This window comes from Xenorhabdus sp. BG5, from assembly GCF_015163665.1.
GTDB lineage: Bacteria > Pseudomonadota > Gammaproteobacteria > Enterobacterales > Enterobacteriaceae > Xenorhabdus.
The window spans coordinates 13337-30651 of the sequence record NZ_JADEUG010000018.1 but is presented as its reverse complement, the minus strand read 5'-3'; the positions used below and the strand labels follow the sequence as shown (position 1 = coordinate 30651).

General features: G+C 39.6%; 17 protein-coding genes. 3 read left to right on the top strand and 14 right to left on the bottom strand.

Annotation, left to right across the window (positions count from 1 at the left end; translation table 11 throughout):
* The first annotated feature begins 97 nt into the window (after positions 1–97).
* A complete protein-coding gene (gene rmf, locus IQ209_RS11100) occupies positions 98–256 on the top strand; it encodes a ribosome modulation factor (protein WP_193851358.1) in 159 nt (52 codons plus the stop codon).
* A 79-nt stretch (positions 257–335) separates the two neighbouring features.
* Here rmf and fabA read toward each other — a convergent pair whose 3' ends face one another.
* A complete protein-coding gene (gene fabA, locus IQ209_RS11095) occupies positions 336–854 on the bottom strand; it encodes a bifunctional 3-hydroxydecanoyl-ACP dehydratase/trans-2-decenoyl-ACP isomerase (protein WP_193851357.1) in 519 nt (172 codons plus the stop codon).
* Positions 855–939: 85 nt separating this feature from the next.
* On the bottom strand, positions 940–2670 hold the full coding sequence (locus tag IQ209_RS11090) for a Lon protease family protein (RefSeq protein ID WP_193851356.1): 1731 nt from the start codon (positions 2668–2670) through the stop codon (positions 940–942).
* A 207-nt stretch (positions 2671–2877) separates the two neighbouring features.
* On the opposite strand from IQ209_RS11090, the gene matP reads away from it, so the two are divergent.
* Positions 2878–3327: a macrodomain Ter protein MatP gene (gene matP, locus IQ209_RS11085; RefSeq protein ID WP_193851355.1), complete on the top strand. Its 450-nt coding sequence runs from the start codon at positions 2878–2880 to the stop codon at positions 3325–3327.
* A gap of 58 nt (positions 3328–3385) precedes the next feature.
* On the opposite strand, the gene ompA is transcribed toward matP, so the two are convergent.
* Both ompA and sulA read right to left on the bottom strand, forming a co-directional pair.
* Positions 3386–4510 (bottom strand): porin OmpA, encoded by a 1125-nt coding sequence (gene ompA / locus IQ209_RS11080; RefSeq protein ID WP_193851354.1) that lies wholly within the window; start codon positions 4508–4510, stop codon positions 3386–3388.
* A gap of 356 nt (positions 4511–4866) precedes the next feature.
* The gene (sulA, locus tag IQ209_RS11075; RefSeq protein WP_370588414.1) at positions 4867–5376 is read right to left on the bottom strand and encodes an SOS-induced cell division inhibitor SulA; all 510 of its coding nucleotides are present in this window, start codon (positions 5374–5376) and stop codon (positions 4867–4869) included.
* 303 nt (positions 5377–5679) lie between these two features.
* Between sulA and IQ209_RS11070 the strand changes: the two genes are divergently transcribed.
* Positions 5680–6303 (top strand): TfoX/Sxy family DNA transformation protein, encoded by a 624-nt coding sequence (locus IQ209_RS11070; RefSeq protein ID WP_193851352.1) that lies wholly within the window; start codon positions 5680–5682, stop codon positions 6301–6303.
* Between the two features lie 49 nt (positions 6304–6352).
* Here IQ209_RS11070 and IQ209_RS11065 read toward each other — a convergent pair whose 3' ends face one another.
* The 10 genes from IQ209_RS11065 to IQ209_RS11020 all read right to left on the bottom strand — a co-directional run bounded on the left by IQ209_RS11065 (position 6353) and on the right by IQ209_RS11020 (position 17123).
* Positions 6353–6880, bottom strand: coding sequence for a nucleoside 2-deoxyribosyltransferase (locus IQ209_RS11065; protein WP_193851351.1), 528 nt, complete (start codon positions 6878–6880; stop codon positions 6353–6355).
* A gap of 124 nt (positions 6881–7004) precedes the next feature.
* Positions 7005–8177, bottom strand: coding sequence for a hypothetical protein (locus IQ209_RS11060; protein ID WP_193851350.1), 1173 nt, complete (start codon positions 8175–8177; stop codon positions 7005–7007).
* Positions 8178–8186: 9 nt separating this feature from the next.
* Positions 8187–9272, bottom strand: a complete 1086-nt coding sequence (locus IQ209_RS11055) for a GNAT family N-acetyltransferase (RefSeq protein WP_193851349.1) — start codon at positions 9270–9272, stop codon at positions 8187–8189.
* 1 nt (position 9273) lies between these two features.
* On the bottom strand, positions 9274–10134 hold the full coding sequence (locus tag IQ209_RS11050; protein WP_193851348.1) for a hypothetical protein: 861 nt from the start codon (positions 10132–10134) through the stop codon (positions 9274–9276).
* Complete coding sequence (locus IQ209_RS11045; protein WP_193851347.1) at positions 10131–11510, bottom strand: AAA family ATPase; 1380 nt, start codon at positions 11508–11510, stop codon at positions 10131–10133. The genes IQ209_RS11050 and IQ209_RS11045 overlap by 4 nt, the downstream gene beginning before the upstream one ends.
* Entirely contained in the window at positions 11500–12351 is an 852-nt protein-coding gene (locus IQ209_RS11040; RefSeq protein WP_193851346.1) for a hypothetical protein, read from the bottom strand. Before IQ209_RS11040 ends, IQ209_RS11045 begins: the two co-directional genes overlap by 11 nt.
* The gene (locus IQ209_RS11035) at positions 12348–13496 is read right to left on the bottom strand and encodes a DegT/DnrJ/EryC1/StrS aminotransferase family protein (protein ID WP_193851345.1); all 1149 of its coding nucleotides are present in this window, start codon (positions 13494–13496) and stop codon (positions 12348–12350) included. Before IQ209_RS11035 ends, IQ209_RS11040 begins: the two co-directional genes overlap by 4 nt.
* Positions 13497–13530: 34 nt before the next feature.
* Positions 13531–14742 (bottom strand): hypothetical protein, encoded by a 1212-nt coding sequence (locus IQ209_RS11030; RefSeq protein WP_193851344.1) that lies wholly within the window; start codon positions 14740–14742, stop codon positions 13531–13533.
* A gap of 4 nt (positions 14743–14746) precedes the next feature.
* Entirely contained in the window at positions 14747–16090 is a 1344-nt protein-coding gene (locus IQ209_RS11025; RefSeq protein ID WP_193851343.1) for an acetyl-CoA carboxylase biotin carboxylase subunit family protein, read from the bottom strand.
* 4 nt (positions 16091–16094) lie between these two features.
* Complete coding sequence (locus tag IQ209_RS11020; protein WP_193851342.1) at positions 16095–17123, bottom strand: radical SAM protein; 1029 nt, start codon at positions 17121–17123, stop codon at positions 16095–16097.
* Between the last annotated feature and the right edge of the window lie 192 nt (positions 17124–17315).

Sequence of the window (17315 nt, the reverse complement as noted above, 5' to 3'; positions counted from 1 at the left end):
CATCTGACACTCTCAGTATTATGAAAACCTATTTAGAGAAAATCGGATAAAAACGATCATTGTTTTATCTTCATAGTAACAAGTGAGGAAGTAAGGCATGAAAAGACAGAAAAGAGACCGTTTAGCAAGAGCACTTTCCAGAGGCTATCATGCAGGCACTTTGGGACGGCCACGGGAACATTGTCCTTATCATTCATTGGATGCTCGTTCGTATTGGTTAGGGGGATGGCGCCAGGCGCAAGAAGATCGTGTATGAGTTAATCAAAAAGACGAAACACCTCCGCAGTAGCGGAGGTGCTCAGCATTGGAGACAGAGAGGTTATAATAAAAATTGATTAAAAGGCACTAGTATCTTTAAACAAGCCGACTTTCAAATCAGTCGCAGTATAAATCAGTTTGCCATCTACCAGAACTTCACCATCAGCCAGACCCATAATTAATTTGCGATTAATGACCCGCTTGAGATTAATGCGATAGGTCACTTTTTTGGCTGTTGGTAATACCTGACCCGTAAATTTGACTTCCCCAACGCCAAGTGCACGGCCTTTACCTTCTCCACCGATCCAGCCCAGGAAGAAACCGACAAGCTGCCACATGGCATCAAGGCCAAGGCAGCCGGGCATGACAGGATCATTGACAAAATGACAATCGAAAAACCACAACTCAGGGTTGATATCGAGTTCAGCCTCGATATACCCCTTATCGTAAATACCGCCGGTTTCTGTCATTTTCGTGACGCGATCCATCATCAGCATATTGCCAGAAGGCAGCGGTGGCCCATTTTCACCAAACAATTTACCTTGCCCAGAGGCTTGAAGTTCTTCTTTCGTGTAGGACTCTTGTTTTTTAAACATATTCTCAGATAGCCTTATAATCATGTAGGGCTAGAGAATAGCGTACACTTGTACGCCCAACAACTCCGATCAGATAACAATGGAGTTAATCTAGCCAGCGGAGAAACCAAGGAAGTCGAGGTCTTTCTTGAATATTAGCTTGTGCAATGCGTTCACATATCATAGCTAACAAGTGTTCTTTTTGTGGATCATAATAAGGAATACCCGTTAACAATGATATCGTCTCAGAAACATGCTCAACTGCCCAAATATGAAATTGTTCACTCTTTACCGCATCAATAACATCTTGATTTAGGCACAAATGTTGAACATTTGTGGTTGGAATAATGACACCCTGATGACCGGTTAACCCGCGGTAGTGACATATACGGAAGAAACTCTCAATTTTTTCATTAACGCCACCAATAGGTTGGACATAACCAAATTGATCTACGGCACCAGTAACAGCAATTTGCTGGTCGATAGGTTGTTGTGACAAGGCGCTGATAAGGGCACACAATTCGGCGAGCGAAGCACTGTCTCCATCCACCTCACTATAGGATTGTTCAAATACAATCGAAGCAGAGAACGGTTGTGGCTGCTCTAATTTCAATTCAGAAATTAAATAAGCTTGCATGATCATCATGCCTTTTGCATGAATATTGCCACCTAATTCAACTTTGCGTTCCACATCGATAAATTCCCCATCCCCTAAATGCGCAACACAACTGATACGGGAAGGTTCACCCATTGGATCAGGATGACCAGGATATTCGAGTACGGATAACCCATTGATTTGGCCGATAACTGAGCCTTGTGTGTGAATCAATATCTGGCCTTTCAGAATTTCATCTATACTGCGTTCAGCTAAATAACTATGACGCCAGGTACGATTATCTTCCGCTTGTTGCAGGGAATGTTTGGTGATCTGCTTTTCCTGCGGATAATTGGCTGCGGCTGCTAATTTTTGCTGTATCCATTGAAGATCCAGAGGTAACCGGAATTGATCTTCTGTGTAACGGATAGCAAGTTTGATCAACTCAGGCCAGGCATCGGCACTTAATGGCGGCAAGTTTTGTTGCTGAATGATTCCATTAACGTACTGGCACCATCTTGTCAGATCATCTGCTGCATGAAAAGGCATATCCAGCTCAAATTCGCCATACAATGCGCTGTTTTCCAGGTCAGGTTCAATGGCCTGTAACTCTTCAAGACTGAGCCTGTCACCGACTAAAATCAGACGCAGATCCAATTCCATTGACGGTATCGGCAATGGCAGGGAACGATTTTCATCGTGTGACAGCCAGTCAAAACGGCGCTGAATAATCATCTGCTTGAGACGAACCCACATCAATGGCTGAGAAAGCAGGGTGCGCAGAGGCAAAATCAAGATACCACCATTGACTTGATGGATAAGGCCCGGTTGCAGTTGAAGTATCCCTTGGTGCGTATAGACATTGCCAAATAATTGCTCTGGCTCAATCCACTCACGGTAAGCGACTCGTTTAGTTGGCGCAAAAATACCTTCCCCTGAAGAGTGCCAGGTGATGGTTTGGTGCTCTATCTGGTAATAACCACCGATATTTGGACGGCTCTCCGGCAGCAAAGAGGAAATCGTATTGGATAGAAGAGACAGATAAGCATCACTTTCTTCTGCTTTCAGCAGCATAAAAGGTTGACGCAGGGAGGCCTGACAAAAAAGGGATAATCCACTATGCAGTCTGGGTTGAACCACATCCACTGTGATGGGGGTCAATTCAGCGACAGAATTAAAGAGTGCCTGATAAGGCGTATTGTTTGGCTGTAATGCCTGCCAGTCTAGTTTTATATTCGTCAAGGTGATAGCTACATCATATAGTGAAAAGGAAAACATTTATTATACAAGATTAGGCAATGAACCAACATGCCAGAATTTTGAAAGAAACGACATTTGAGCCAGCGCTTTCATTGTCTGTAAAATATGCCAATATTCTGTGTTGTTATAGGCAATTTAAAGAAATAGTTGCTATGCTTAATTTAAGTTACGCTGTCACTGAGAGATGAAATGAAATATCAACAATTGGAAAATCTGGAATGTGGCTGGAAATGGGCTTATTTGGCAAAAAAACACCGTGAAGGTGAGCCGATTACTAAATACATTGAAAAAAGTGCTGCGCAAGATGCGGTCAATGAATTAATGAATTTAGAAAGCGAGCCAGTCAAGGTACTGAAATGGATTGCCCTGCATATGAATCCGGATTTGTCCAACCGAATGAAGCAAACGATTCGGGCACGGCGTAAACGTCATTTTAATGCTGAACAACAACACTCGCGTAAGAAATCCATTGACTTGGATTTTCGTGTTTGGCAGCGGCTTTCAGCGCTATCCCGACGTCGTGGCAATACCCTGTCAGATACAATCATACAGCTATTGGAAGATGCTGAATATCGGGAAAAATATACTCACCAAATGTCGAGTTTGAAGCAGGATCTGGAAGCAATATTAGGGGAATAAGTCCACAGATAAAAACCCCATTTAAAATGGGGTTTTTAATAAATTGATTAGAATAGCATTATTGAGCAGCTTTTGGCTGAGTCACAACTTCAGTAGTACCTTGAATGTTGATGACTACACGACGATCTGGAGCCAAGCAGTCGATAAGTTTAGAGCGAACTTTAACTTTGTCACAGGTAGAGCCAGTGACAGGGTTTTCTTTACCGCGGCCTTCTGCCTGGATACTATCTGCTGGAATACCTTTAGCAACCAGATAGTCTACCACAGACTGAGCACGTTTCTGAGACAGTGGCAGGTTGTAATGTTGGCTACCGATACGGTCAGTGTGACCGACTACCAGAACCTTGCCTTGGGTTGGATCGATTTTAGCCAGTTGGTTATAAAGGTTGTTCAGTTCCTGTTGACCTTCTGCTTTCAGTGTTGATTTGTTGAAATTGAACAGAACATCAGAGCGCAGGGTAAAGCTCTTGCTTTCAACGACAGGCGCTGGCGCTGGCACAACTGGAGGTGCTACAGGGGTAACGATCGGCGCAGCTTCATCTTGTCCGAAACGGTAAGAAACACCAACACTCAACAGACCATTATCTGGACGGGCACCAACGGTAGTGGCATCACCAATATTGTTAACCCACTGGTAATCCAGACGGGTTGCCAGATTTTTGGTCAATGCGTACTCGACGCCAATCGCGGCCAGAGGAGAAACACCTTTGTCGTCGTTTTTCAGTCTACGTTGGTCTTTTGGACCCGTTCCAGCTAATGTATTGGAATTGTAGGTCGCAGAGGAGTCTGCACGCCATAACATACCACCAAGGCGAGTATAAACATCCAGATTGTCCAGCACTGGATAACTTAGTTTAGTCGTCAGCTGAATGCCTTGGGCACGGAAAGCACCATTATCAGTGCTGCCTTTATAAGCTATGCGCCCTAACCAATCGTAACCCAATTCAAAGCCTAAGTATGGGGTTGCTTGATAACCGACATAAGCACCCGCACCTAACTGGTTTTTATGGGGAGAGCCGTTGCCAATCCGGTTATCATAACCATTACCGTAGAAATTTACGTCATGGTATTGAGACCAACCCAGCTTAGCGCCGGTATACCAAGTGTTGTCCTTTGGAGCTGCTTGAGCAACAGTTGCGAAAGCTGCTACTGCTACTGCTACTGCGATAGCTGTCTTTTTCATTTTACGCCTCGTTATCATCCAAATAGGCAATTGGCTTTAAAAGCCTTATTGTTAGCCACTGGTTAAAATGTTCTGTTAGGTAACTATGCTTTAATCAGAAGATGTGTTCTGAAATATAAGAGCGGTAAGCACAACTCCCTAAACTGTGTAAAGTCTACAACGAAGTTAAAAAGTTACAAGTACACTGTGACTCATGACACAAAAAATTTAATTGACGACTGACAAAACATAAGTATTTTTGACGAATATTTACAATGCTTACAGTATTAATATATTGATTTTCATTGCAAACAATAATAATTATCAATGAGTAGCTTATTTTTCATAAAAAATATTGAGATTAATCCTAATTTAAGTCAATGATAATAATTAGAGTGAATTTTTAGCTTATTCGCTTGTGCAATAAATGGATGTGATAAATTTTGTGGTCGCATAATAAAACCGAGAGTAATACCCTTTTGCGCGGCTATTTGTAACGTATTTAATTGATATTCTGATAATTCCGGTAACCAACCTAATACAACGCTATAATTGCCGCTTGCCAACGCTTTTTCCATGGCACTAATTGAAGCAATAGGATGGATTTGGTTGAGTTGGACAATTTTATTTAAAGGAAGCTCAGCATCCATTAACCATTGGCGATTTAACCTCTTATTAGGATTTACCCAAAGTAACCATCGATTTTCTTTTCCAGACTGGCGCAATAAAGGAAGAAGAATGTGATTAATGACAGGCTGATGTTCGTTGTAAACCAGCTCACTGATCATGCCTTTTATCGTGTGTGAAGTGCATTGAAATGGTTCCACAAAAGACACTCTTTTCATGGTCATCCCAACCATTTTTTTGTCTGTTTTATGTTCGTTCACTGTTGTGTTAGCAGCGGCTGTTTTTTTCTCAGTGAGATATGCCCACGCTGATCGAATGCTCATAATGTTCCTCGCACAATAAGCTGTATATTTATACAGTATAACGATATTTGATTAAAAGCAAGTCTCTTTTTTTCAAAGCGCTTCGCAAAAATTTACAGAAATTAGGATTTTTATGCCTTAACGATTGGCAGTTGGAAATAGATTGCGTATGGTTTTAATTAATTGTTCTGGTTATCTATTTTATTAACAGAAGGCATGATTAAACATTACTTTGGAATGTGATTCATGGAGTGATAAAAAATGTTTTTATCTGGAGCTCGTTTTGTTCAATTGCAACATGGTGTATCTTCACTGGGAAAGCTTAAGAAAAAATCTCAATTTGGCGGCATTGGATTGTTAATTGATGATGTTTTATTTGCCATCAGTTCTGATGGGGAGCTTTATTTACGAGGAAATAGTCACGCTGAGGTGCTATTTAAAGCTAGGGGAATGGAAAAATTTATTTATTCAAAAAGAGGAATACCGGTGACTTTACGGTATTACCGTGTTAATGAATCACTTTGGCAGGATCAAAAACAATTATTTGAGTATGTAAATTTAGCCTACCAATACACAATAAAAGAAATGATTAATAGACAAAAAATACCGATTAGGCTTAAAGATCTCCCTAATTTAGGGATCGCTTTAGAAAGGCAATTATGGAAAGTGGGTATTTCTAAAGTAGAAGAATTAAGAATATTGGGGGCAAAAGCAACTTACCTCAAACTCCAGCAGCATAGGAAAAAAACAAATGTCAGTTTGTTGCTGACATTAGCAGGTGCAATAGAAGGCTGTCATGTTGCGGTATTACCAGAAAAATTACGTGATGAATTAATTAGCTGGCACAGCGAACTGGTTCACTATAATTCAGATAATCATCCTTAATAAATGAAATTTAGTGAATAGGGGCGTGAGCCCCTACTATTTCCGGGCTTCATGCGACGGCGGAAGATTTTGGGATAACTTTCTTTTCTAGAATAGATTGAATCGTATGACTTAATATAGCCGGATCATATACAAAATCATTCAGGTGAATATGATGAACTTGAGCAATAGCAGACAGGCCTTTTAGTAAATGGCTGGCAGATTGATCAAAGGGTTTTTCGGTGACTAATATGATTGGACGTCTTAAGGCGGAAGCCCAACCCAACTCAATATGGGTACCATCTGTTCTTATTAGCTGTTTCTGTTGTGGGCAGACAGGCAAAATGGCAACAAAAATGTCACATTGTTCCATCCATTGGCGATCCCGCTGGGAAACTTCCTCTGGAGTAAATAAGTGTGTTGTTTCGCCAAATTGCTCTGTACGATGGGCCGAAAAAACTTCTGCGCCAAGTGATTCCAGATGGTGAATAGCAGATTTAATGTGAACTTGTAAGTTATTGTCTAATACCCTTAATTTCAATGCGTGTTGGATAGGGCCACCAACAAATACTTTAACATCAGAAAATATTATGGACATAGGGTCGCCTCTTATGGGAATAAGCTTTAATATTTGTGAATAAATGATAATAATTTATTTTTATACAGAAAATTATTATTGGAATAAATTATATTTTCATTGTTGTGTTATATCTAACTTATGGTTATGTTATGTATTGCAATTTTTGATTGGAGATGCTATTTTCAATGTAATCAGCAATGATATCACCTGAATTATTTTGAAAAATATCATGACAATAATTAGCATTGTTTTTTTCTTTTTCAAGAAATTGACTTATCTTATTCATAGCTCGTTTTCTTTCTTTAGGGTTATTAATAAATAAGTCATTGCATTTTTTAATTAATGCTAAACCATCTTTCTCTGGCAGATATGGGGGGATATCAGGATAACCATATTCCGGTTGCCATAAGAAACCATATTCATGACTATAATAATTTTGTAAATATACGTCTAATTGTAATTGTTGACTATAGTTTTGTGGTGGTAAGAAAAAAACATCTTTATGAAGAGTGATACATTCATAAAATGTTGTCAGACCTGGATTGGCTAATACCTTACGGGCACGATGTAATTTTTGCAGAAAATCATGCCTTGAAAAACAGCCAATATGAATATGAGGATGTGTTTTGGCAAATATTTCTGCCAGATTTACGATAGTTTTGCCTCCACCTGCAATAGTAATGTTGCTTTCATTTTGCAGTTGGGGAATAGACAACAACTCTTTGAGAAAATGATAATAAAAATCTGTTGTATCGGCGTAGACTGTATCAATGCCACCAAGAGTAATTAATATACCTTCTGGAGGATAGTCATCCATCATGCATTGTTGCAGAGAATTGTGAAGAATTGGTGGAATAACTTGATAATTACCAAGTTTATCATGGAATCGTTCAATATTGCGTTCTATTCCATGAAAGTCTTGAATAAATGTCTTTTCAGTTTTGTGCAAATCAACATGAAGATTATCCCACATCCAAAATAGCGTGTCGATATAGATAATTGATGTATTAAACTTTGAAACGAAATCAATCGAGTTAAGGTTAGTGTTAATGATATACAAACTTGCACCAGAAATAAGCTCAGAATAGCGTGAAAGTTCTGTGGCTGAAGTGGTATCACATTCATAAATTTCATCAAACAAGCCGGATTTTTGACCTAATTGAGAAGAAGTCAATGTGCCTAATAAAATAAATTTAGTGTCCGATGTTAATTTATTCCGGTGCTTTAATTTTTCCACCACATTTAACGTGGTGGATATTGGGCCAAAACAGAATGGATCTGCGTCAAAAATAATATAGGGAATATTTTTTAACATATTGTTCTCTCATAAAGGAATGTTTACATTTTCTATATCAAATTGTTTAGTATAAGGACAATATAAAAAAGTACTGCCATGGAGGTTATTAATATGTAATCGTCCAGAAAGATTGAGATTATTTGTCATTAAATGAGCTAAGAAAATATTGTGCAAATTTTGATGGGAGATAATAATCCGCACAGAGGATATTGAGAGCTCATCGCCAATTTGCATAATAAAACGATGGATTCTATCAGCCGCGTCCGTTACCTGTTCTGAATCTTTGAAAGGGGAATCAAGGGGAGTATGCAGTAACCGATAAGCATAATCTTCACCATAGCGATGTGGAATATCGGCCAGTTTCATGCCAATAAGCTCTTCTGGAAAGAATTCACAAAGGGCATTAGTTTCTTGTATTGAACAAGACTTATATGCTGAGCTGAGGGCTTTGGCAGTTTCAAGTGCTCGGCGTTGGGGTGAAGTATAAATATTTTGCCACGGAAGTTTCCCTAATATTCGTCTACCAATTTCTTCAGCCTGTTTGATTGAAGCGGCATCAAGGGCGATCACATTATCTTCAGGGCAGTAATCCAAATGGTCAAGCGGGATAATTTTCCCATGTCTGATCCACAGTATCTTTAAGGGGGGTATAGGGCCATTGTAGTGTATGCGTTCATCGACTTGATGGCTTGAAAGCCCATGAGATTGCCAAAAAAAGTTGGCATTTTTTCCTGCATCTGTTTCCAAATGAACATGTGTGGCACCGTGGCGACGTCCCCATTGCAACATGGCATGCCATAATCCATAACCCAGCTTCTGGCGCTGGTATTCATCCCTGATATAAAATTCCGCAATATTCAGGGTCACTTTTTCTTCCCGTTCAAGATACACATTGGCTAATCCCGCTAATTGTCCGGCATTTAGCAACAAAAACAGCCCCCTGTCACCTTGTTGGATGCGTTGTTCAAGGATAGTATGATTTTCCTTTGCAATAGCCTCATCTGGCTGATCTCCAAAGACTTCTGGCCAATGGCGTTGAAAATATTCTCCATAAAGATGAAGAAATGAATTCCATAAGGAAGATTGAGGGGTAACTTGTTTGAGTTCTAACATTTTACTGACTCCATTCAACTCTTGGTGAATTAAACATCAACATAACTTTCTCACACCATTGATGATAATTTAAGCTGGAATGCTCTTTTTCTTGTCGAGGTTTGGCAAGTAACGGCTGAACCAGTCCTTGATGTTTAAGTAATGTTTGCAGGAAGGGCGAACATTTTTCCCAATTTAATACAGTACGATAGGGGCTTGATTGGTAAGAAGCGTACAGTGAGGCATTGTGAATATCATCTTCAATAAAGTGAGATTGTAGATGCTCTCTCAATGCCGCGAATTTTTCTTCGGCTGCGGTATAAAAGGTAGTAAAAATATTTCTGACAGTAGAGGGAATATGCTCTCTGTTTGTTAGGCGAAGACGCAATGCTCCACCGGTATGGATAAGTTTATTGCCGTTGAAAGAATAATAAGCGGCATGAACATGCAGGAGTTCCTGTAAACAATCTTTCTTTCCATAACCCTGAGAAAGATCCAGAAATACATGAATATTGTGGTTGTTTTGAATTTCTCGTAAAAATTCCATGCACCCTGGATCGATATAACCTAAAGGATGGGCGAGAAGTATGGCACATGGTTGTGGAAGAGCACCTAGCATTGCCATCGTAGCCTGGATATCCGCTTGCAAAATCATGCTGGCTTGCTCTGGCGGTAAAACAGGATAGAAGAGTGGCTGCCAATTGGCTGCGTAAACAGATTCAACCATGCTTTGACATATCCACTCTGGCATCAGGCAATAGCCCTGAGTCGCCACGGTTTGTAGATCTTCACGAAAAAAGTCTCGTACTGAACAGCCATAATTCATGATATCTTGCTGAGATGGTATACCTTGCAAAGAGAGCAGATTGCGGTGAGATATCATGGTGTTATCCTGAGATGAAGACGCTCAATATATTCATTAGCTAACTGATCATAGAATTCATTTTCTCTGCCCCATAGATCAATTTGAAGGCCAGTATAGGGGCAATAGAGCGTTTCCAGATGACTAATCAGGCAATTGATTCCCATTAATTTTTCTCTACCTTGATAGCTACAACCCCATTTAGCGGCATACCATTGACCCGCACCGTTATTTATCATCAATGACCAAGCGCCGGGAGTACCGTTATCGTCATAAGTGACTGCCAGATGATATTGGTTACTTTTGGCTAACAGGCCAGGGAGATATTGGAGGTCTTCACGGCTCAGGCTGCGCATATCACTCTGTTGAATGGTTTTCCAGCCTTTCGCGTCCACATACAGCGCATCTTGCCACAATTGCTGAGTTTGACTCGAAGTACTATAACGTGTGACGGTATGGTGGTTGCGTGCTTTCTTAATACTGCGTTTTAATCGTGTTGAGTGCTGGATCAAAAAGTCAGCGACTGTTGTTTCAGGCGGTATGTTGACAATAGGTGCTGACCATTTGCTTTCTTCATGACATTGTAAACCCTGCTGTTGCGCTAAATCATGCAGGTAGAAATAGGCGCGGGATTTTGCGTTGAGATACTTAAATAAAACAGGTTGCCGCTTTAAAAAAGAGAGTAATGCTTTTTCTTCTTGGGCCATAAAAGTGAAATCGAAGAAAGTATTGCTTTGCCACTGTTGCTGGCCTTCTTGCCAAACCAGATCAACATGCTCAAAACGCCTGAATTCAAGGTAACGTAATGCTGTTCCTAAACGCCATAAATGAGAAGTGGTTGGATTGGTAAAAAGGGCAATGGGTGCAGATTGTTGCATAATTACCTGGCTTATCAGTGCCACAATACGGTCTGGAGAATATTTCGCGCTATCAAGCAAAGTTTCATGAGGTACATTGTAATCCCATAAACTATCCTGTGCGACTTCTCTGATACGGGAAGCTGGCAAACGATCTTTTATAGCTCGCTCCTGATTACGGGTAATCAGCGTTGGTTCCTGCGCAACGAGCCGATAATGTAGAGTTCGAACACCTTTTTGCGTAAATAGGGAATGGATAGCGTCAATCTCTTCAGGATAAATGAATACACCATCCAGAATGATCAAGTCACTGCCCGCATCAAGGCAATCATCAGCAACCTTTAGCAACCGCAAGGTATCTTCCATGATGATTTTTGGCGTAAGGGATGTTCTTGGTTCAACAAAATGATGAAAAGTATCCCATGGTAAATAGGAGACGGTTAGCCCCTGTGCCAGCATGACATCTTTCAAGCGGTTGCACGTTGTAGATTTACCACTTGCCGGTGTTCCTCTAATGACAACAACAGTTTTATGCTTCATTGCCTAATACCTTTAATTGCCAGCCTCGCATGATATCGACAATAGAATGCTGATTAAAGACGGATTGATAATAATCGCCATGACCAATTTTAGCGGCACGATGCATAATCTGTTTTGCGGTGAGACGTAACTCGATTTTATGATTGCTATTGCCCAAACACATTTCCTTACCTTGTGTATTTGGTGGCGGAGTGTAGAGCAATATATTGCAATTCTGCCCAGTCGCATGATAGTAAATCTGGATTGCTTTTTGTTGCGTGGTATTTTCCACAAACAGCGTTTGCTCTGGGGAAATTTCAAGTGCTGTGCTGAGGAATTCGGGGGTATAAAGAGTAATGTTGCGGTAATATACATCCAACATCATCTGTTCTTCATCTGTTCCCTGCGGATAAGTAGCATCCGGTTTTTTGGCGTAGAGACCATATAGCATTGAGGTTGGCAACACCGTCTTGATGTGGGGAACCCATTGATCAATATGCTGGCGGATTTTATCTTCGGAGGTATCCACCCAATAGATTGGGGGTAAAGGGATGTTAAGCTGCGCCAAAGTATAAACAATGCCAGCTTCCAACCATTCTCTCATTGTTGTGTGGTTAGCTTGTTGAGGATCAAAATGCAACAAGTCGGCCATCATGATTGCTTCATGGGATTGAAAATAGAGATAGACAGGGGCATTGTGCTGTGAAGCGATAATTGCTGGCAACACAGAATCGATCAAATCTTGTAGTGAAAGTCGGGTAGGTACACCTTTTGCGTAACAAATACAAGAGCCTCCCAACACATATCGGACAGGCTGGTTATTCCCGCTGAGCTGAGTGAAAAAGTTCTTGTCTAATATCATGATAGGTTTCCGTCCATAGCCCACTGTAAGACATTATCGTAAATCGCATTATCAATAGGTACAGGCAGGCAAATACGGTCATTCACAATTCCTTTATGTTTCACTAATGCTGATAAAGGGAGTGGACTTTCTTGTAGAGCCCAAGGGAAACGGTCAGAGTAGGGAGAAAGCTGATTTTTTATAATCGGATGGTTAGCCAGATCCCAGGCTTGCCAATCATATAGCAGTGTTGAATTAAAGCGATCTTTGGGCAATTTGCTGCGTTTTAACCAGACAGAAACGGGTATCGTACCTTTCGGGCGTGGGATGATCCAATCTGCGGGTAAATGTTGCAGGATTGCTTGATAACGTTCGGTTAATAAGGCGCGGAACTGTTCAATATTTTCCAATTGGTTAATCAATAATGCAGCTTGTATTTCATTGAATTTATTATTGTCACCAAAACCAATACTATTGCTCCAATCTGGATAGCCTTCTGCTGTGCGCTCAGCACCGTGGTCAGTCATCATGCAGGCATTGAGGAACAGAGAATTATTTTTAGCAATTAGCAATCCTCCTTCACCGCTACTAATTAATTTATTGGCCTGAAAACTGAAACAGCCATATTCGCCAAATGTACCCACAGGCTGGTTTTGATATTTCACCCCCATCGCTTGTGCACAGTCTTCAATCAGATATACATTATGTTGTTGACATATTTGGGCGATTTCAATAATTGAAGCAGCAGTGCCTTCCAAATGAACGGCAATGACTGCCAGAGGTTTGGTATCCATTTGATTTATTGTCTTGTTTAATGCCTCTGGACACATCATGCCATTGTCATCGACATCAACAAGAACAGGGATTAATCCGCAACTGAGCACGGCATTGGCAGTAGCGATAAATGAGATAGAAGGGATAAGAACCCATTGCCCTATTTTGGGTCTGAGTCCAAGCAAAGCCGCTTTGAGTGCGACAGTACCATTTGTCAGTAGGATGGTATGTTGGGTATGCAGAATATTTTGTAACAGCCTTTCTGCCTGACGGCAGTATTGACTCTCTGTGGCATATCTAAACACCGCTTTATTATCAAGAACGGTTTGCAAGCGGTATTGTATATTATCAGCAATCTTGGTATTACCGAGGTAAGGTCTAAGATATGACATTGTATAATCCTAATAATCAATATTCTTATTAATATCACCTGTGCCAATGATGGGGCGGAGCAGGTACTTTATTCATTTGAATTATTAAATAAACAGCTATTGCAATCAGTAACAGTATGGAGAAACCGGCCACAGGTAAAAAAGATTGTGTGGAGCCAGGAGCAATGGATACGGTGATTGCAGCTATTGGGAATGAAAAATTCATTGTGATCTGAAATAAAGAAAACAGACGGCCTTGTTGCATTTCCAATCCCTTTTGATAAATGGTCTTGGTAATTAATACATTGAAATAAATTATTGCGATGTTATAGAGCAAATAGAAAAAGGACTTCGCATAAAAAATGTGTAGCTGAAAAAACAGAATGCCAAATATAAACAGACCAATAAATATTGAAATGGGATAACGTTGGATACGATTATCAACGCTTGTTTTATTGAGTAATGTTGTACAGAAAATAGGTATCAGGGCACTGAGTAAATAGAACAGGGTGACCAATCCATAACTTTCATTCGCCAAACTTTCCATAACAACAACAGGGAGTGCCACCATCAAAAACGCATTGGCAAAAATTGCGAAAACAATAGCAATGGCAAATGTCTTATAATAACGCTGTTGAAATACAGAACGTAACCCAACGGATAACTGGGGTTTTTGCCCTGTTGTACGTTTTATCTGCATTTTTATCATAAGATAGCAGACATAAAAATAAGGCAGCAGAGAGAATAACTTGATAGTCACAATCGTATCTATTCCTTGAGTAATACCCAGTAAAGCACCAAATCCAGGGCCAAGGGCTGAAATAAGTGATGTAGCAATAACAATATAGAGAGAAACATTCAAATGATTACCACCTTGTTGCTCTGTCCATTCATTAAGTTCATGCCAGGCAACACGTGACCATGGGATTTCATAGGCAAAAAGAAATTCCAATAATGAAATAAATAAAAGCAACATAATAGGAGAAAATGTTATTTTGCTCAATAATAATATTAATAATGACAATGTGCTAAAGATTTCAATCAATAATATAACAATGCGAAACTTCCAAATATCTGTTGAGTAATCAATTTTATAACCCCATAACAAAGCGCCAATGGATGTGAATAAAAATATGACACCCATATTGGCATAATAGTCTGTCTCTGGCGTGTTTTCAGATAATAATATATAGGGGTATCCGACAGCAAGAATACTTGAGCCAACACCATTAATCAATAAAGAAATAAGGAACAGATATCTTATCATCGTCTTAATCTTGTTTTGTGGTTGTATAATGGAATTTATTATTGTAATTGTTTAAATATTTCAAACATTCATGTTCATTTCTGGCAGAACAAATAATATATCCCATTTTTTCAGTGTAATGGGTGTTGGAAAAATAACTGCCCGTTTTGGCATATTGCTCCCATCCAATCACATGCTCATCTATAATTTCTTCTATAGGCGTTATGGATTTTACTTCTCCAATCGGTGGGTTAAAAATGATCATACCAATGCAATTGAGATCAGCATTCTCTATGGAAAAAGCAGGATCTTTGCCAATCGAAGCAGGGGAAATTAATGCATTGATAAAGACATCAAAGGCATGCTTACTATAGGCTTGCGCATGAAGGTCGAATAGTCTGAGTCCTGGTGGACGTGATGCGGTTTCGCAAAGTATAAGATTGTCAGTATTTTCTTCAAGGAAGATTTCAGTATGAGTAAAACCGTATTCGAGATTGAATGCCTGCAATACCCGTCGATTAAATTCAAACAGTCTGTGGCTATCAGGAGAATTTGGCAGCATGGTATGCCACATAAAATGGCTGGGTTTGGGTTGATCGGAAGAAAGTAATGAACAGGCGTAAGCTCCGATGCTTTGATAGATAACCTGATGCTGGAATATTGCTGTGTCAACATGCAGTAACTTACCCTGGATTTTTTCTTCCACCAGATATTCTTCAGGTGCATCAAGTTCCTGTAATGCATAAAACAATGAAATGCGGTCTGGATACGCGGTCACTCCCATCGATCCCCAAAATGAACGTGGCTTTACAATAAAACCGACTTGGTTGCCTTTGCGTCTGGCAGAATTCTCAACGGATTCAGTAAAGACCTCGAAATGTTCAGGTGAGGTTAGCATTTCTGATGCCAGCGTGAATTTGGGACAACATAGCCCACGTTCATTGGCAGTCTTCCGCATTATCCATTTATCTCTAAATGATTGGGCTACATCAATGATATGGGTATCTTGGTTAATATGGGTTGCGATGGTAGCCATTAATTCAACATGAAGCTCAGAAAAAGCCATAAAGTAATCGATGTGAATTGGAGCAGTGATAATTGATAGTGTGTCTTTGACCTGTTTCAGTGCTTCTATTATTTTTTTACAGGCGTGATTAGCTAACGGATCATCAATCACTATATATGCTAATGCTAAAGAGCAATCCGTGGAGTCCAGCCATTTTTTCTTGATCAACAGAATAAGATTTAAATTATATTGATAGCAGAGTTGAACAAAACGTTCACTATCTTTGATATCTGGCATACAGAAGATAGTCGGCTTCCCGCGATGAAAACTAGCCTGATTATTGATACGTATTTCCAGAGACATCGTTTTACCTTAATCTATTGGCAGGATCACAGCCTTTAATGCAGTTACAAGTGATTACGGGATACATTTTTTTACGGAATAGTGAGAATTTATCACCGTGCCAAATATCGTGTAATGAATTTTCCAAGACATTCCCCATAATATATTGCTCAGGATTTGGTCGATACATCGTGGTATCGCAAGGGTAGACATTTCCTGTTACGGCATCAATGAATAGTGTTGTCAGTGGAATGGCACAGGCTTTTTTGCCAGAAGCGTTATAATGTCCCATTTCAGCGCGGCAATAATCCTCCTCATTGCGGCCGAAAATTTCATAATTGGCATCCATAAATAAATGGCGTGAAATCTGTTTGCTTTTCAGTAAGATATTTATTTTCTGCATAAATAACTTAATTTGAGCAGTATTTAAAAACAGTAAAGGATAATCTTTAATCGGAATAAGATTAACACCATCAACGCACAATTCGGCCATTTTAAGCAGGAACTTATCGATAGTGTCATAATTTAATGAAGTAACAACATGATTGACGACAATAACAGAACCGGGTATTTCCTGCTTAATATATTCCATGGCATCATAAAGATTGTTTGTTAACCAACGAATGCCTCGTGACTCGCCATTTTTTTCGGGTTCTACATGATCAATTGAGATATAAAATTTTCTGACAAGATGGCTCTTGTTTTGTACACGATTGAAGATCTTTTTTGATAAAGCAGTTCCATTGGTTGTAATGGAGATCGGTGTATTTTTATTACAATCCAGAATGGCCAGAAAATCTTTTGATAAAAAAGCCTCTCCTCCATGAATATTGACTTCCTGTGGTGAGAGGGTCTCTAACTCTTGCCAAAGTCTAATCATGTCTATTTGTTTGTGTGCATCAATCTGAGCGGTTTGCCATACATCGCAAAATTCGCAACGTGCATTACAAATATTATTTATACGTATAAATGCATAGTTAAGTTTGGGGGTGGCAAAAAGCTTTTCCGGATCCAGGCCAATAGGATATTTAGCAATGGCAATTGTCTCTTCCATCTTGTTTTCCATTTGTTTATAAATTCAAAAGTGATAATTATTACTATTAATAAAAAATAAAATAAATATTTCTGTTTGTTGTTTTTTTATGGATTTCTGATTCTACAGAAGTTTTGCATATAATCAATATCAAAAACGAATGCTTATGATATTAATATTTGTAAATATCAATTTTTATTGAAAGCCAATGAG

Coding starts and splice junctions, on each gene's coding strand:
- IQ209_RS11070 (WP_193851352.1), top strand. CDS start 5,680: ATGTTTTTATCTGGAGCTCGTTTTGTTCAATTGCAACATGGTGTATCT.
- IQ209_RS11040 (WP_193851346.1), bottom strand. CDS start 12,351: ATGATATTAGACAAGAACTTTTTCACTCAGCTCAGCGGGAATAACCAG.
- IQ209_RS11035 (WP_193851345.1), bottom strand. CDS start 13,496: ATGTCATATCTTAGACCTTACCTCGGTAATACCAAGATTGCTGATAAT.
- IQ209_RS11055 (WP_193851349.1), bottom strand. CDS start 9,272: ATGTTAGAACTCAAACAAGTTACCCCTCAATCTTCCTTATGGAATTCA.
- IQ209_RS11065 (WP_193851351.1), bottom strand. CDS start 6,880: ATGTCCATAATATTTTCTGATGTTAAAGTATTTGTTGGTGGCCCTATC.
- ompA (WP_193851354.1), bottom strand. CDS start 4,510: ATGAAAAAGACAGCTATCGCAGTAGCAGTAGCAGTAGCAGCTTTCGCA.
- IQ209_RS11020 (WP_193851342.1), bottom strand. CDS start 17,123: ATGGAAGAGACAATTGCCATTGCTAAATATCCTATTGGCCTGGATCCG.
- rmf (WP_193851358.1), top strand. CDS start 98: ATGAAAAGACAGAAAAGAGACCGTTTAGCAAGAGCACTTTCCAGAGGC.
- matP (WP_193851355.1), top strand. CDS start 2,878: ATGAAATATCAACAATTGGAAAATCTGGAATGTGGCTGGAAATGGGCT.
- fabA (WP_193851357.1), bottom strand. CDS start 854: ATGTTTAAAAAACAAGAGTCCTACACGAAAGAAGAACTTCAAGCCTCT.
- IQ209_RS11060 (WP_193851350.1), bottom strand. CDS start 8,177: ATGTTAAAAAATATTCCCTATATTATTTTTGACGCAGATCCATTCTGT.
- IQ209_RS11025 (WP_193851343.1), bottom strand. CDS start 16,090: ATGTCTCTGGAAATACGTATCAATAATCAGGCTAGTTTTCATCGCGGG.
- IQ209_RS11030 (WP_193851344.1), bottom strand. CDS start 14,742: ATGATAAGATATCTGTTCCTTATTTCTTTATTGATTAATGGTGTTGGC.
- IQ209_RS11050 (WP_193851348.1), bottom strand. CDS start 10,134: ATGATATCTCACCGCAATCTGCTCTCTTTGCAAGGTATACCATCTCAG.
- IQ209_RS11045 (WP_193851347.1), bottom strand. CDS start 11,510: ATGAAGCATAAAACTGTTGTTGTCATTAGAGGAACACCGGCAAGTGGT.